This is a genomic window from Methylomonas aurea, assembly GCF_024505045.1.
In the GTDB taxonomy this organism is placed as follows: Bacteria; Pseudomonadota; Gammaproteobacteria; order Methylococcales; family Methylomonadaceae; genus Methylomonas; species Methylomonas aurea.
This window is the reverse complement of record NZ_JANIBM010000001.1, coordinates 252,121-268,051: the sequence shown is the minus strand read 5'-3', so window position 1 is coordinate 268,051 and position 15,931 is coordinate 252,121. Positions and strand designations below refer to the sequence as shown.

Below are 15,931 nucleotides of genomic sequence, written 5' to 3'. Positions count from 1 at the left end.
AAACGGGCAGGCGCTTCAGGGTAGCAAGCGCCAATCGCTAAAACAAGCGGCCTGGCCGTAATAACGCCGCCACTGGTCGTAAACGTTCCAAACCACGGCGTGCTCAATCAAAAAACGCTGGCCGGACTTGGCGATGCGCACGCCGGAATAATCGTCGATATAGCCACGGCTGGACACTTGCGCCAACAAGCGCTCGCGTTCTGCGCGGTTAACCGGCTCCGCCGAAAACCGCGACGGCAGGCCGACCAACTCCTGCCACTCGAATTCGAACAGGGCCAAGGCTTGGCGGTTGGCATAGTTGAATAGCGGATCGGCATCGGCAGTATGCGACAGCAGAGCGAATCCGGCGTTAAAGGCGGCCTCGCCCAACGACTGGCCTGGCAGCTGCTGCAGCAACGGCGTGCCGAGCAATTCTTGGTAGCTGTCCAATACCAGGCCGACATGGTGGCCGTGGAATTCGTTGGCGGGGTTGGGTACGGTCAAATCGAGCATTTCGGCTATATCGAGTCAAACGCCGGAGCGGTAGAGTTCTTTTTTATAGATGGCGCTAATCCTGGCACCGTCCCAGACGTAGCAATAATGCGCCCCCTGTTTCACCGGAGACAACAAGCGCGGTTTGAACACCGCGACGCATTCGCCGCCGGCGTTGCGTACGCTGGAATAGGCAATCCCATTGGAACCGTCAGCGCGCAGTTGCTTGGCCAAGGCCTGCGCCGCCGCGTAATGCCCGGTATCGCTAGCGTAAATATCCGGCAGTTCGGTTTGTTTAGCGCGGATGTCGTGCAGTTCGGCGTCCAGGTCCGAGGCGTAGGAACGCATGTCGATCTCGATTGGCGCTTGCCGGGTCGCCGCCAAGAAGCGGGCGCGATGGAAAGCGGTCTCGGCGATTGCGGTATCGATATCCTTGGCCGCGTAATAGACGCCGAAACTGCCGTCGGAGAAGCGGCTGCCTTCCGGATTCAAATGGGTGAACGCAGCCATGATCGGCGTGGTACCGGGGCCGGAGATTCTATCCGCCGCCGCCACCAACCGAATTTCGCCGGCCTCGTCGCGCAGACGGTCGTTGGTCAAGGCCTCGATTGCGAACACCACTTCCAGATCGGCCGGATCGGCCACCCGGTCGAACAATCCGGTCGGCGGAAATCGGCTAGGTACCAAGCGCCAACACGGCCGCCAGTCGATCCGGGCCGTTGCGATCGGTTTCATGCCCAACCGCACTGGGCATCCAGATATTGGCGTACCACGTATAAATCCGCGACCCGGCCCGACAACATGCGCTGCAACGCGCTTTGTCCGGAAAACGGCGCAGCCTGATTGGCTTGCTGCAACCAGGCGTCGGCGGCCTCGGCTTGCGGCAGCAGAATTTGCAGGGCTTTATAGATACCGAAAATGTAAGACAACCGCTCCAGCTTGTCCGGATTCAGGCTGGCGCTTTCCGGGCTTTTTTTCCATTTGAAATAGGTGCTGCGCGAATCCAGCCCCAAAAGGGTCATGGCTTGCTCGGCATTCAACCGCCAGGCGTCGGCAATATTGAAAAAGGTGCGTAACGCGGCCCCCGCCACGACGGCACTGTCGGCCGGTAATGCTGCTTGTACGGTCGATAACATAAGCCCTCCATACAACTCATTTGAACTTTCGTTAAAAATAAGTCCATTTATAGACTATGTCAACCCTAATTTGCCGACTCTGCAGATATACAAAAAACCGGTATTTTTTGGTTTCAGACGAAAGTAATCGAGTATCGAAACGGGCCGGCAAATTAGAAAGCGCCTTTCAACGCCAGCGCCGCCTTCGCCAGACGCTCTCCAAGTACCCAACACAAGCGCTTCTCGTGCTCGGTCAGTTCCGCGTCGGCTTCCGAACAATGGCTGGGACCGTACGGCGTGCCGCCGCTGACCGTTTCCCGCAGCGCGATTTCGTTGCAGGGCAGGCTCAGCAATAACATGCCGTGGTGCATCAACGGCAACATCATCGACAGCAGCGTGGTTTCGTGACCGCCGTGCATGCTGCCGGTCGAGGTGAAGACGCCGGCCGGTTTGCCGGACAAGGCGCCGGAAAACCACAACGGCGTCGAGCTATCCAGGAAGTACTTCAACGCCGCCGCCATATTGCCGAAATGGGTCGGGCTGCCCAACGCCAGACCGTCGCAATTTTCCAGATCGTTCAACGAGGCGTAGGGCGCGCCGCTGTCGGGAATGCTGTCGGCAACTTTTTCCGATACTGCCGATACCTCCGGCACCGTGCGCAGTAGCGCTTCGGCTCCGGCCACCGACTCGACGCCGCGGGCGATATGCTGTGCCATCCGCGCCGTGCCGCCGTCGCGGCTGTAATATAGGATCAGGATTTTCGCCATTACAGGATACTCAAAACAGCTTCGGGCGGACGGCCGACGGCGGCTTTGCCGTCCTTCAAGACGATGGGTCGCTCGATCAGTTTCGGAATTCTGACCATGGCTTCGATCAATTCGGCGTCGCTCAAGGACTTATCGTCCAAGCCGTTTTCCTTGTATTCGGGTTCCTTGGTACGCATCAACTCGCGCGGTTTCAGCCCCAGCTTGTGCAAAATATCCTGCAATTCGGCGGCGGTCGGCGGGGTTTTCAGATATTCGACGATCTCGGGCTGGATATTGTTGGCTTCCAACAGTTTCAAAGTGTCGCGGGATTTGCCGCAACGCGGGTTGTGGTAGATTTTCACGCTCATGCTTCGCACCTGTATCGCAATGGGTTGCGGCTATAATAGCACCCTTCGAATCACGGATAACTTCACACAGCCATGCAATTACCCAACTATTCCAACGCTCGGGTGCTGGTGGTCGGCGACCTGATGCTGGACCGCTACTGGCACGGCCCGACCTCGCGTATTTCTCCGGAAGCGCCAGTGCCGGTAGTGCATGTCAAACAGGACGAATTCCGCGCCGGCGGCGCCGGCAACGTGGCGCTGAACATCGCCGCGCTGGGCGCCAAAGTCTCGGTGCTGGGTTTTACCGGCGAAGACCAGGCGGCAAACGCACTGGAAAAATTACTGAAGGACGCCGGGGTGTTATGCCTGTTCCAGGCGATACCGAATTATCCGACCATCACCAAACTGCGGGTGATGAGCCGCCATCAACAACTGATCCGGCTCGATTTCGAAGACGGCTTTCAGCAAATCGACAGCGATCCGTTGCTGCACCTTTACCATGCCGAACTGATGCAATCGCAGGTGGCGGTACTGTCCGATTACGGCAAAGGCACGTTAAACCAAGTGCAGCAATTCATTACGCTGGCCCGGCAACTGAAAAAGCCGGTCCTAGTCGACCCGAAAGGCAGCGACTTTTCGATTTACCGCAATGCGACCTTGATCACGCCGAACCTGGGCGAATTCGAGGCCGTGGTCGGCCGCTGCAGCAACGAGGCGCAAATCGTCGAACGCGGTCTCAATCTGATCGATAAGCTGGCACTGGATGCGTTGCTGGTCACCCGCGGCGAGCACGGCATGAGCCTGCTCTGCAAGGATGCCGAACCGCTGCATTTGCCGACCCATGCCCGCGAGGTATTCGACGTTACCGGCGCCGGCGACACCGTGATTTCGGTGCTGGCCGCCAGTCTGGCGGCGAAAAAACCGCTGGCCGAAGCCACGCAACTGGCCAACATCGGCGCCGGCATCGTGGTCGGGAAAATGGGTACCGCCACGGTCGATACCGACGAACTGGCCGCCGCGCTGCAAGGCCCGCGGGCGCGCCACAAAGGCGTCTGCACCCTGCCGGAACTGCTCAAGGAACGCGCCGCCGCCAAACAGAACGGCGAAAAAATCGTCGCTACCAACGGCTGTTTCGACATCCTCCACCCCGGCCACGTCCGTTACTTGCAGCAAGCCAAAACCCTGGGCGACCGCCTAGTGGTGCTGGTCAACAGCGACGATTCAGTCAAGCGCCTGAAAGGCCCGGAACGCCCGGTCAACGATCTGGCACACCGGATGGAAATGCTGGCGGCGCTGGAATGCGTGGACTGGGTGGTGGCGTTCGCGGAAGACACGCCTAAAGCCGTCATCGACCAGTTACTGCCCGACATCCTGGTCAAAGGCGGCGACTATAGCGACATCACCAGCATCGCCGGCCACGACAGCGTGCTGGCCGCGGGCGGCGAGGTGAAAATATTGTCGTTCATCGAAGGCCATTCGACCACCGGCATCATTCAGACCATTCGCGATAAATCCCGGCCTTGATTTCGATTGCCGAACGCTAGCCGGACTGGTCCGGCTGGTACGGTAACGAATATTGATCGCCTTCCCGCGCCAACCAGACCGGAAATCCTAAGCGCTCGGCCTGCAACAGGCCGGAATAAATCGTATCCAGATCGGCGTCGCTTCGGGTAGGCTCGTGGTGGGTCAGAAACAATTGCCTAACTTTAGCCTGGGCCGCGATATCTAACGCCGAACGGTAGGTGCCGTGGCCCCAGCCGTGGCGCTCGGCGTATTCGGCGTCGGTGTAGGAACTGTCGATGATCAGCGCGTCGACGCCGGCCATTGCCCCGATCACTTCTTCGTTTTTCTGGTCGATCAATTCCTGCATCGCTTCGTAACCGGGATGCTGTTCCGGATAAGGGTTCAGCGGCGGCTCGTAGTCGCCGGTGAAAAACAGCGAACCGCCGGCGTCATCGTCGATTCGGTAACCGAAGTTGAACACCGGATGGTTCAGCACGGTGGGCGTGACGCGGACGCTGCCGATCCGGATCGGTTCCCCGGCTTTCAGTGTGGTGTAACGCACCTCGGCCTTCAGTTGCGCTTCGCTGATCGGAAAATAGGCGTGCTGCAACTGCACCCGCATCGCCCGCTCGATGCCCTGATGGGTCACCGGTTCCAGGCCGCCGTAAATATTGATCCGGTTACCGGCTCGGAACATCGGCAGGAAAAACGGCAAGCCCTGGATATGGTCCCAATGGGTGTGGGTGATCAGAATATGCGCGGTCAGATCGCGTTTGTGCAGCAACGTTTGCGCCAGGGCATGGATGCCGGTGCCGGCGTCGAGAATGATCAGATCGCCGGCGCTGCTGGTGATTTCGATGCAGGTGGTGTTGCCGCCGTAGCGGACCGTATTCGGCCCCGGCGTGGCAATCGAGCCTCTGACGCCCCAGAACTTGAACTTCATGCCTGCCGGCCTAATGCGCTTCGTCCCAGTTGGCGCCGGTGCCGGCTTCCACCAGCAAGGGCACGGCCAACTCGGCGGCAGCGGACATGATGCCGGTGATTTTGGCGATGCTGTCCGAGAGAATGGGCTCGGCCACTTCGAACACCAGTTCGTCGTGCACCTGCATGATCATTTTCAGGTCGGCGCCGCTGGTTTCGATCCAGTCGTGGCAGGCGATCATCGCCCGTTTAATGATGTCGGCGGCGCTGCCCTGCATCGGCGCGTTGATTGCGGTGCGTTCGGCGTACTGGCGTTGCGCGGCGTTGCGGGCGTTGATGTCCGGCAAATACAGACGGCGGCCGAAGATGGTTTCGACATAGCCTTGCTGCTTGGCCAATTCGCGCGTGCTATCCATGTAGTGCTTGACGCCGGGGTAACGGCTGAAATATAGGTCGATGTAAGACTGGGCCTGATTGCGCGGCAAGCCCAATTGCTGCGCCAAGCCGAAGGCCGACATGCCGTAAATCAGGCCGAAGTTGATCGCCTTGGCCGAGCGGCGCAAATCGTGGGTGACCTGATCCGGCGCCACCTCGAATACTTCGGCGGCAGTGGCGCGGTGTACGTCCTCGCCGGCGGCAAAGGCTTTCAGCAAACCGGCGTCGCCGGACAAATGCGCCATGATCCGCAATTCGATCTGCGAATAATCGGCCGCGACGATTTTGTAGCCGGGCGGGGCGATGAAAGCCTGGCGGATTTTGCGGCCGTCTTCGCTACGGATCGGAATATTCTGCAGATTGGGGTCGGTCGACGACAAACGCCCGGTCGCAGCCACCGCCTGGTGATAGGAGGTATGCACCCGCCCGGTTTTGCGGTTGATCTGCTGCGGCAGTTTGTCGGTGTAAGTCGATTTCAACTTGCTCAGGCCCCGATGTTCCAGAATCAGCCGCGGTAACGCAAAATCCGCCGCCAATTCCTGCAATACCGATTCGTCGGTGGACGGCTGGCCTTTCGGGGTTTTTTTCAGTACCGGCAGATTCAAGCGGTCGTACAGGATTTCCTGAATCTGCTTCGGCGAACCCAGATTAAAAGCCGAGCCGGCCAGATCGTGGGCCTGGATCTCCAGGCCTATCATCCGGTCCGCCAATTCCTGGCTTTGCTGGGCCAGCATGTCGCTGTCGATCAGCACGCCGTTTTCCTCGATTTTGGCCAGGACTTTGACCAGCGGCAGCTCGATATCGTTATACAAAGCCCACAAACTGGGCCGTTGCTGCAATTCGGCGGACAGGGTTTGGTGCAGGCGCAAGGTGATGTCGGCGTCTTCGGCGGCGTATTCGGTGGCGCGGTCGATCGCCACTTCGGCAAAGCCGATCTGCTTGGCGCCCTTGCCGCAAACGTCTTCGAAGTGAATGGTATCGACGCCCAGGTAATGTTTGGCCAGGTCGTCCATATTGTGTTTGGTCGCGGTACTGTTCAACACGTAGGATTGCAGCATCGTGTCGTGGCGGATACCGCGCAACGCGATGCCGTGGTTGGCCAGGACGTGGGCGTCGTATTTCAGGTTTTGGCCGAGCTTGGCGTGCTCCGGGCTTTCCAGCAACGGTTTCAAGGCCTGCAGCACGCTCTGCCGATCCAGTTGCGCCGGCGCGTCCGGATAATCGTGCGCCAGCGGCAGGTAGGCGGCGCGGCCGGCTTCGATCGCAAACGAAACGCCGACGATCTCGGCTTCGCTGTAATTCAGGCTGCTGGTTTCGGTATCGAACGCGAACAGTTCGGCTTGTTCCAGCCGGGCCAGCCAGGCGTCGAATTCGGCTTGGCTGAGGATGGTTTGGTAATCTTTTGCGACCGGCACCGGTTTCGGCGCTGCGGCTTGTCCGACCGGTTCGGCCGCGGTTGCTGAGGCGTCGCCGTTCAGCGTTTTCAACCAACTGTTGAAGCCCAGACTGCCCAACTGCTGTTTCAACGCGGCGATATCCGGTTCCTTGCGTTTCAGATCGTCCAGGCTGTAATGCAAGGCCACGTCGCATTTGATCGTGGTCAATTCCCGCGATAGCGGCAATTGGCCCAGGGCCTCGCGCAGGTTGTCGCCGATTTTGCCTTTGATTTGGTCCGCGCTGGCGATCAGGTTGTCCAGTGTGCCGTATTCCTGCAGCCATTTGGCGGCGGTTTTCGGTCCGACCTTGGGCACGCCGGGGATGTTGTCCACCGCATCGCCCATCAAAGCCAGATAATCGATGATTTGTTCCGGTTTGACGCCGAATTTGTCCTGCACCCCGGCAATGTCCATCACCGCGCCGGTCATCGAGTTTTCCAGGATGATCTGCTCGTTGACCAATTGCGCCATGTCCTTGTCGCCGGTGGAAATGATGACATTAAAGCCCTGGCGGGCGGCGTTTTGCGCCAGACTGCCCAGCACGTCGTCGGCCTCGACCCCGTGTTCGATGATCAGCGGCAATCCCAAAGACCGGATCAAGTCGTGCAGCGGTTGAATCTGCACCCGCAATTCGTCCGGCATCGGCGGCCGATGGGCCTTGTATTGGTCGTACAACTCGTGGCGGAAGGTCTTGCCCGGCGCATCGAATACCACCGCAAAATACGGCGTGGCGTAGTCGTTGATCAGCTTGCGCAGCATATTCGATACACCATAAATGGCGTTGGTCGGTTCGCCTTTACTGTTGGTCAGCGGCGGCACGGCGTGAAAGGCGCGAAACAGAAACGACGAACCGTCGACGAGAATCAGTTTGTTGATGGCGGAATCGGACATGTGCGGTCAAAAGACAGATAGATGCCGGAACGATACAGGGCGAGCCAGAGCGCTGCAAGCGTAGAATTTCACACGCCGCCGGCGCACGCTTTTCTCGGCGGTGCTTAGCACAGTAGACTATTGCTATCCGCAACTTAGCAGAGAACGGCCATGGCCCTTGCCAAACTCAAAACCCGCATCAGCCCGGAACAATATCTGGCCGGCGAACGCCAGTCCGAGCTCCGCCACCAGCTCATCGACGGCGAAGTCTATGCGATGACCGGCGGCAGCGAGAACCACAATTTGCTGGAAGGTAATATTTTCAATCTGTTCAAAAACGGCCTGAAAGGCAAGCCGTGCAAGACTTTCATGTCCGATATGAAACTGCGTATCGCCGACGATTTCTTCTACCCCGACGTGATGGTAGTTTGCGGCGAAGACAAGCAGGACGACTATTACAAAACCGCGCCGGTCGTGATCGTGGAAGTGTTGTCCAAAACCACGCGCAAATTCGACCAGACCGCCAAACGCCTGCGCTGCCAGACCCTGCCGACGCTGGAGGAATACGTGCTGGTCGAGCAGGACAAAGGCGAAATCCAGGTATTCCGCCGCAATCAGCATTGGCAGTCGTTTTATTACTATCTGGGCGACCAGATCGAATTCGCAGCGCTGGATCTTAGCCTGAGCGTGGCCGACATTTACGAGCAGGTCGATAACGAGGACGTCGTGGCGTTTAACCAACAGCCGCCGGCCGAGTCGCTGCTTTAACTGGCCGGCATTAGTTTGGATTTTGCCTCGGTTGATCGACCAGCGCGGCAATGACCAAATCGCCGCTGACGTTCAAGGTGGTGCGGCACATGTCCAGAAAGCGGTCCACTCCCAAAATCAGACCCATGCCTTCGGCCGGTATCCCGACTTGTTGGGTCAGAATCATGATTAAAGGCAGCGAGCCGCCCGGTACGCCGGCGGTGCCGATGCCGGCCAGGATCGCCATCAATACCACCTGCACCTGCTGCGCCAGCGATAGATCGACGCCGTAGACCTGGGCCAGAAACAACACGGTAATGCCTTCGAACAGCGCCGTGCCGTTCTGGTTGGCGGTGGAGCCTATCGTCAACACGAAGCGGGAAACCTCCGGGCTGAGTTTCAACTCCCGTTCCGCCAGTTCCAATGAGCGCGGCAATGTGGCGTTGGACGACGCGGTCGCGAAGGCATACAGATACACGTCGCGGCACTGCCGGAAAAACGGCCAAGGCGCAATACCTCTGAATAGTCTTAACATTGCGCTATAAACCAGACCTTGTTGCAGCAGCAGACCCGCCACTACCACCAGCACGTAGAATCCCAGCGAGAACAAAATCGGGTAGCCGAATTTGAAGGTGGATTGAAACACCAGCGCGAATACCGCCCACGGCGCGAATTGCATCGCCGCGTCCACTATCCGCAGACTGGCGGCGTAAGTTTCCTCCAACAATTCCAGCCAACGCGACGGTTTGGAACCGTTCGCCGCCGCCAACGCCGCGCCGAACGCCAACGAAAAGAACATCAACGACAGCATTTCGCCGTCCAGGGCCTGCACGGCGCTGTTGAACGGGTTTTTCGGGATGATCTCCAGCAACGATTGCACCACCGGCTTGGCTTGCGCCACGTGTTGGCGGATCTTGTGCACGCCGGCATCGTCCCCGATCAGTTGCGAAATATCCAGACCGGTGCCGGGCTGCAGCAGATTCACTAGCGACACGCCGATCACCACCGACGCCGAACTGGCAATCAGAGTAAACAACAAAGTGCGCTGGGCAACCCGCGCCAAACCGTGGTGGCTACTGAGCTGGTAAACGCCCAGCATCAAACCGCTCATCACCATCGGTACCACGATCATGAAGATCAGCCGCAGAAAAATCTGGCCGACCGGTTCCAATAGGTATCGGTTGAATACCTGCAAGCCGGCGTGGTCGGCAAAGCCGTGGCAGGCCAGGCCGGCGGCGGCCCCCAACCCGAGGCTGAGCAATAATCGGTGATGGTTTTTCATGGCAGACATCCGCTCGGCAGTCGCAATAGCCTGGATAGTAGGTCTTTTCGCCGGATTTGTTAACTTTGCCTTGGCTGGGCTGGGCGAGTCTTGTATTTCCCCAGCCGATCTCTAACAATACCGGCACTCGGCCTGCCGGCCGGGCGTTGGTTTATTTCCTTGAACAGTTGTAGGCGGGGCGCATCATGGCTTTCCACACCGATCAATCCGATGTTTATTTGACGGAGGACGAATACCTGGCCAGCGAGGCGGATGCCGAGGTCAAGCGCGAGTATATCGACGGTCAGGTTTATGCGATGGCCGGTGCCGGTTATAACCACAATTGCATTGCCGCCAACATTCTCGGCGAGTTCAGAAATCATCTAAAAGGTACGCCCTGCGCGACGTTCATGGCCGACATCAAACTGCGAATCGGCAAGGATTATGTTTACCCGGACGTACTGGTGGATTGCAGCAAAATGTCGGGCGACGACCTATTTTCGACGACGCCGGTCATAATCGTGGAGGTGTTGTCCCGCTCCACCCGTAAAACCGACACCACCACCAAACTGATCCGTTACATCAACCTGCCGTCGTTGCAGGAATACGTGCTGATCGAACCGGACATCGTTTCGGTGCAAGTCCTGCGCCGCGCCAACCACTGGCTGTCCGAGTACTACTTTCTCGGCGACGACGTGACGTTTACGTCGATTGGGCTAACGCTGAAAGTCGAAGACATTTACGACCGGGTCGACAACCGAGACATCAACGAATTCCGCGAAAAGGCGCAACAACCATGACCCAACCCATTGCCTGCAACCTGCACGATTACCTGGAAATTGCCTGTATCTACGGCTACCGCGTCAAACTGACGCTGACAGACGGCAGCGTGGTGGCAGGCAAAGCTGTCGACACCGTAACGACGGCGGACAAACGCGAATATTTGCAGCTCGATACCGAGCGGGTGGAAACCAACCGCTTGGCCAAGTTGGAGGTATTGACGCCGGGTGCCAAATTCAAGGAAGTGCTGTTTTAAGCGCCAGCGATTGCAAACCGGAAGCCGATTATGGACGCTTTAACCAACATCCCCACCGTGGCCCACGTGATTCAACAGGCGGTCGCACCGGTATTTCTGCTGACCGGGGTCGCCGGCATTCTCGGCGTGTTGACTAGCCGCCTGGGACGGGCGGTGGATCGGTTTAGAACCTTGAATATGCTGTTCGAAAACGGTGCCGACGAACACTATCCGGAAATGCGGATTTTGGCCCGGCGCGCCCACTGGATTCATTGGGCGATTAGTCTGTGTACGGTATGCGCTTTGTTGATCTGCCTGTCCATCGTCGCCCTGTTCGTCGGTACCGAAATCGCCGTCGATCCGTCTCCGGTGGTTTCGTTTCTATTCGTGGCTGCCATGCTGGCCTTGATCGGCGGCTTGCTGTGCTTTTTACGGGAGATCGCGCTGGCGACCGGAATGATTTCGGTGCCGGGGTCGAAATAATGGCTTAGGAAAAGTTCGGCTGATGGGAGATTCTGGGATGGTAGCGTTGCGGAGCAGTTAAAATTGTTAGCAACAACTTCCGGGGCCACGCTGGTTCGCTTTTGCTTATGTTTACGCCCAAGTTGTTCGACGGTTTCTATCCAGCAGTTGTCGCCTTGCTGTACCAAAGTCAATTTATGCTTTGCCGCGGGTTGGAAGACCCGCTCGGCGTAATCCACAGACAAGCCAATTCACGAAGATCATTCGCGCGGTTCATTTTTCCTTGTCTTGTTCCGACGCTACGTAAGCCTGATGAGGATGTTTGGCACTTTCCGGATAACGCAAAGTTAGCTATCCGCTCCTTTCAATCACAAGCATTATTCGGCGATCAAGTAATAGGTGCCAAACAAGGCGGGTAATCTGTTGTAGCCAACGGGTGACAAAGATTCAGCACAATTGACTTAACATTCATTTTTTCGTCGGTATTTTTCAAGACACACTGTTTGGCTTTTTCACTAAATTCGCTTATTGACGAACGGGACTGACCAAACCAGCCCACCAGATATATGCCACAAGTTCTGGATTCGCCATCGAGATATTTTCCTACCAATTGGTCTGGAATGTCCTTCTCAGGTTTTGCCTTATTATCAGGCTTCACTTCGATTACCACACACGGAGGGGGTTGATAGAAATTGCGATCCGGTGAAATCGCTTGAATAAATAAGTCGGTCCTTTCTCCAATACCGAAATCCCGCCAATTTTTAATTTCCACTTCCCTATTGATAATGATTCGACCACCCCTCCATTCCCTTTCCAAATAAAATTTTAGAAAGTCGGAAAGCCGTTGCTCGGAAATAGGCTTACTTTGTTTACCATGCTTTTCATCCCATAGAAAAGTCACTAACGGCGGCGAGCCGTGTTGGGCTTCATGCGCAAAACGTTGTAAGGCTTCTTCAACCACATTCATCAATTCAAAGCTATTCCGAACTACCGAAGCATTGGCGTCTGATAACAGCCGAATGGACTGAGCAAATGACAGCGTCGTCCGTTCTTGCCTCCAGAGATTTTTACAGGCGTCGGCTTTTGCCCTGACTAGCCAAGAACTGTCGGGATAGGCTTTGCAAATTCGATCCAATTGATTGATTGCGGCCGGCGTTGCCAATCCTACCAACCATCCGATAATGCTATCTCGAAATTGGACAACCTCCAGCCTAGGATAAGGCTTGAATACGCCATTTGGCGTAGGAGGGTCTTCCGATGGCGGAAATAACTGACGAATTCTCTCGTACAGCCATCCTAATTGGTCAACATCCAGCTTTGAATAAACCGACGTTGTACGCCAAACATTATCGGCAACCCCCAGTATGACTTCTTGGGCCAGATCAGCCTCATTCGTTAATAGTTTTTGAAGAGTCGGCCAAGTTTGTGTGAGTGCATTCAGAAATAATGTATTAGCCACCTTAGAACGATTACTCAAATCCGGCTCAGTTGTCAGCCAATCAATAAGCCGTTCTATGACGCCTTCAACTTTATTGCGGATTAATAATTCGGCCAGTCGTAATTGACAGTAAAACGGCCAATCGGAATGAGTTAATCGAGTGCTAGCTAACTGTTGTAAAAAACTTGGATGCCAAACTTCCTCACACGAATCAATAACATGGAGGCTTCCCTGTTTTACTTCATGATCAGCCCGTTTCAATACTGCAATATCAAACGCTTCCGGAACTATTGATCTTAGTTTTCTAAAAATTCGCTTTTGGGTTTCTGCACCGAAGAAATGAGTAACAACTACCAAACACCAACGACTCAAATTTTCATTGGACAAACGCTGCAAATTTTCGGTGTCGGCAACAATCGCAATAGCCAAACCGCCAGCTGCTTGTGCCCATGTACGAGAATTTTGAAGCAGAATTTCATCCTCTGGCGGCTTGGAACGTTCCAAGTAATCTATTGCCACTTCGGCGATTCGGCTTCGAAGTTCACTATTGGCTATCTGCCAACCAGGCAATGAATCGGGGTCATGTTCAAACACCTGAGAACCGTCTTCATTCAGTGCCAAGGATGCAATCAAGCTTACCCAACGTTTGAAATCTCCGCTTTCACAAGCAACCAGATTAGTTTCAATATAAAACTCGGGTGGATTTAGAAGTGACGGTGCCTGCCTCGGTTCGTCAAGACGAGCCATCAACGCTTTATTTTCCAGATACTGAGTTTTGAACCGAATAGTGTCTTCGCTGGTTAAATCCATCGGAGAAATTAACCAAGCTAACCGCTCAGCCAATATCGGATCAGGATTGGCGACCTCCATACCCGCTCTGAGCAATACTTGTTCTATCGCGAAACGAGCTTCGTAACATCTGATTAAATAGCCAACGATCTCGGCAATGACATGCCGTTCGGTTTCCAAGGAAGTTCTATCCAACTGATCAAACAGCCACGAGCAATCTTCTTCCCGGAAGCAATTCAAACTGGCAAATTTCCAAACTTCGCTAGCATCCACTTGCTTTATTAATTCAACGAGAACAAGGCGTCGATTCACGAGACTGTCGAAAAAATTCTGGGGATGATTTCTTTCCAGTCCGTCGAATAAAGAATCGTGATGATAGCGCAACGTTTTGATCGCGCAGACTAGCGCCTCAACCATACCTTCTTCATTTAAATGATCAAAAGCTTTGGCCAAGAGCCGACTTTTCAATTTGTTCGAAGTGAACTGGTCATGACTAATTGGCACATGTTGGACAATCCACTTTAAACCAGCTAGCAAACCCTTGGCATCTAACTGATCTAGGAATGCATCCTCATAGACATGGTAGCGAAGCTCAAGACATGCTGTTTCAAGGAAAGAAGGGGATATTTGCCGAAAAAAAGCTTCGGCGCCCATTAAGCTAGGGCCAAGTAAAGCCAACCAGAGGCCCTTTAACGATAAGTTATTAGCCGATTGAGCTAAGGGAATCAGGAGTTTTTTCGCTTCATTGCTCATATGCGCCATACAAGCTATAGCCAACTCGCGAAGTTCAACTTCTTCCAAATCGTCCAACGCTATTTTCGCCAATTCAGCGCCTAGTGCTTTTAACTCGCAGGCATTAGCAATCCTGATTGCCAGTGACCGGCCGGCGAATGGAATAGAACTGTTTCCTATCACACCGGATAACTTAGATTCGAGACCAAAATAGTTCAGCTTGGCAAGCCTTTGCTTACTGTAAGCAGGGCGCTGTTCCTCTACCGCCAAACGTAACAGCCCATCGACTAGCAACGGTAAATCGACCTGCTGCAATGTTGCGAAATCGGCTTCCAATGCGGCTTCCGGTTCATGGTTGACCAACCAGATTCGAAAATCGGCATCAAGAGCGGCCAACCACGCTGCTGTTTCATGCAAATCCGGGATCAGTCGTTGGCTATCAGGATGCAAAAGCACTTTTAACTTTTGCGAGGTAGGCACCGGGCTTTTTGCGATGTACCAAGCGGCTAAAAATTCGGCAAAGGTGCGGCTGGCAAATTGAAAATGCTTACCGTCAATCCTAGCGAAGATTCCGGTCAATTCGAGGGTCTCTTTGACGGCTTCATCACTTATTTCCTGGCCCACCTCTTTGCAAGCTACTTGCTTGGCATCGAACATACCGATTGGGCATTGAACACGCGACCCGAGCCAAACACTATTACAACCCTGCAAGATATAACCCAGCGCAATCTTAGTAGCGATTCGAAATCTTTCGCTAGCCGGAATTTGGCTTTTGACACCATTTATTTGCCGCTCCGGACTATCCTCGCAGAGTAGTTCCAACCCTTGCTCGAAAATCTCGGTTCGCAATTTCGGTAACCGATTTTCTTTAAAAAGCCCGAGCATGAATTGCAACGTAACCGGCAGGGCTGCCAATTGCTTCACATTACGTTCAGCTACGGTGTTTAAAAATCCTTCGGCATCAATTTGGCTGAGGTTTGCAGCTGTGCGTATATCGGCTTGACGTAATGGGCATAAACGCCATGACGCGACGGGCGACTCAGCAACTGAACCCCAACGCTCCGAAAAGGCTTTTTCTAATCTTTCCGGCCAGTGGGATGGTCTGCAAGTGATGCGTACGAAAACCCGCTCGGGATATTTGATCTTGTTAATAAAATTGCTGATTAGCCACTCCCCTGGAGCGGGGAGCGTGCATTCGTCAAAGCTATCGAGGAGTATCCATAGACGCCGTCCTTGTTCAACAAGCTTAAATACATCCGAATCAAGCAACCGCTGTTCAGAGCCAGGGACAAAAGTTCTTAGGTCTTCAAAGATAACTAAATCTTCAAGGTGTTCCTTTTCGAGCCGTTTCCGTTCATCTGCTAAAGCGTGGCTTTTTCCATAGCCAGGTCCGCCTAACAGAATCAATACCGGAATCTGAGTTAACTCGGCTAGTTGTTTCGGGAGAGCTTGATAATAATGGCTGTGTTCCCGAGGCGGTAAAGCTAAGTAACCGCTTTGAACAAATACGATGTTGCTGTTTCCCTCTGGGAACCAGTATCGAGGCCATGGGAAACAGCTGCTTGTATTAGGCAATTCCACCAATCCAAATTAAATCGAGATAAGCAGGTACATCAAAAATGAGTACCTGCTTTTTGTGATGC

General features: G+C 54.9%; 14 protein-coding genes. 5 read left to right on the top strand and 9 right to left on the bottom strand.

The window, feature by feature from the left end; all coding sequences use genetic code 11:
• Window positions 1–15 precede the first annotated feature (15 nt).
• The 5 genes from NP603_RS01230 to arsC form a co-directional block, all read right to left on the bottom strand.
• Complete coding sequence (locus NP603_RS01230; RefSeq protein WP_256609095.1) at window positions 16–492, bottom strand: MEKHLA domain-containing protein; 477 nt, start codon at window positions 490–492, stop codon at window positions 16–18.
• A gap of 15 nt (window positions 493–507) precedes the next feature.
• On the bottom strand, window positions 508–1,206 hold the full coding sequence (locus NP603_RS01225) for an RES family NAD+ phosphorylase (RefSeq protein WP_256609094.1): 699 nt from the start codon (window positions 1,204–1,206) through the stop codon (window positions 508–510).
• Window positions 1,203–1,607, bottom strand: coding sequence for an MbcA/ParS/Xre antitoxin family protein (locus NP603_RS01220; protein WP_256609093.1), 405 nt, complete (start codon window positions 1,605–1,607; stop codon window positions 1,203–1,205). The genes NP603_RS01225 and NP603_RS01220 overlap by 4 nt, the downstream gene beginning before the upstream one ends.
• A gap of 152 nt (window positions 1,608–1,759) precedes the next feature.
• A complete protein-coding gene (gene wrbA / locus NP603_RS01215) occupies window positions 1,760–2,353 on the bottom strand; it encodes an NAD(P)H:quinone oxidoreductase (protein WP_256609092.1) in 594 nt (197 codons plus the stop codon).
• A complete protein-coding gene (arsC, locus tag NP603_RS01210; RefSeq protein WP_256609091.1) occupies window positions 2,353–2,700 on the bottom strand; it encodes an arsenate reductase (glutaredoxin) in 348 nt (115 codons plus the stop codon). The genes wrbA and arsC overlap by 1 nt, the downstream gene beginning before the upstream one ends.
• 72 nt (window positions 2,701–2,772) lie before the next feature.
• On the opposite strand from arsC, the gene hldE reads away from it, so the two are divergent.
• The gene (gene hldE, locus NP603_RS01205; RefSeq protein ID WP_256609090.1) at window positions 2,773–4,203 is read left to right on the top strand and encodes a bifunctional D-glycero-beta-D-manno-heptose-7-phosphate kinase/D-glycero-beta-D-manno-heptose 1-phosphate adenylyltransferase HldE; all 1,431 of its coding nucleotides are present in this window, start codon (window positions 2,773–2,775) and stop codon (window positions 4,201–4,203) included.
• 16 nt (window positions 4,204–4,219) lie between these two features.
• On the opposite strand, the gene NP603_RS01200 is transcribed toward hldE, so the two are convergent.
• A complete protein-coding gene (locus NP603_RS01200; RefSeq protein WP_256609089.1) occupies window positions 4,220–5,125 on the bottom strand; it encodes an MBL fold metallo-hydrolase in 906 nt (301 codons plus the stop codon).
• A 10-nt stretch (window positions 5,126–5,135) separates the two neighbouring features.
• Window positions 5,136–7,865: a DNA polymerase I gene (gene polA, locus NP603_RS01195; RefSeq protein WP_256609088.1), complete on the bottom strand. Its 2,730-nt coding sequence runs from the start codon at window positions 7,863–7,865 to the stop codon at window positions 5,136–5,138.
• Between the two features lie 150 nt (window positions 7,866–8,015).
• Between polA and NP603_RS01190 the strand changes: the two genes are divergently transcribed.
• Window positions 8,016–8,612 carry a Uma2 family endonuclease gene (locus NP603_RS01190; RefSeq protein WP_256609087.1) on the top strand — a complete coding sequence of 199 codons (597 nt, stop codon included), beginning with the start codon at window positions 8,016–8,018 and terminating at the stop codon, window positions 8,610–8,612.
• 10 nt (window positions 8,613–8,622) lie between these two features.
• Here the strand turns inward: NP603_RS01190 and NP603_RS01185 are convergent, their stop codons facing one another.
• Window positions 8,623–9,873, bottom strand: a complete 1,251-nt coding sequence (locus tag NP603_RS01185) for a dicarboxylate/amino acid:cation symporter (RefSeq protein WP_256609086.1) — start codon at window positions 9,871–9,873, stop codon at window positions 8,623–8,625.
• Between the two features lie 185 nt (window positions 9,874–10,058).
• On the opposite strand from NP603_RS01185, the gene NP603_RS01180 reads away from it, so the two are divergent.
• From NP603_RS01180 to NP603_RS01170, 3 genes are read left to right on the top strand one after another with little or no spacing between them, the layout of a single operon-like run.
• Window positions 10,059–10,652, top strand: a complete 594-nt coding sequence (locus NP603_RS01180; protein WP_256609085.1) for a Uma2 family endonuclease — start codon at window positions 10,059–10,061, stop codon at window positions 10,650–10,652.
• Window positions 10,649–10,888 carry a Rho-binding antiterminator gene (locus NP603_RS01175; protein ID WP_256609084.1) on the top strand — a complete coding sequence of 80 codons (240 nt, stop codon included), beginning with the start codon at window positions 10,649–10,651 and terminating at the stop codon, window positions 10,886–10,888. The genes NP603_RS01180 and NP603_RS01175 overlap by 4 nt, the downstream gene beginning before the upstream one ends.
• 30 nt (window positions 10,889–10,918) lie before the next feature.
• Window positions 10,919–11,350 (top strand): DUF2721 domain-containing protein, encoded by a 432-nt coding sequence (locus NP603_RS01170; RefSeq protein WP_256609066.1) that lies wholly within the window; start codon window positions 10,919–10,921, stop codon window positions 11,348–11,350.
• A gap of 367 nt (window positions 11,351–11,717) precedes the next feature.
• Here the strand turns inward: NP603_RS01170 and NP603_RS01165 are convergent, their stop codons facing one another.
• Window positions 11,718–15,863, bottom strand: coding sequence for an NACHT domain-containing protein (locus tag NP603_RS01165; RefSeq protein ID WP_256609083.1), 4,146 nt, complete (start codon window positions 15,861–15,863; stop codon window positions 11,718–11,720).
• Window positions 15,864–15,931: the final 68 nt, after the last annotated feature.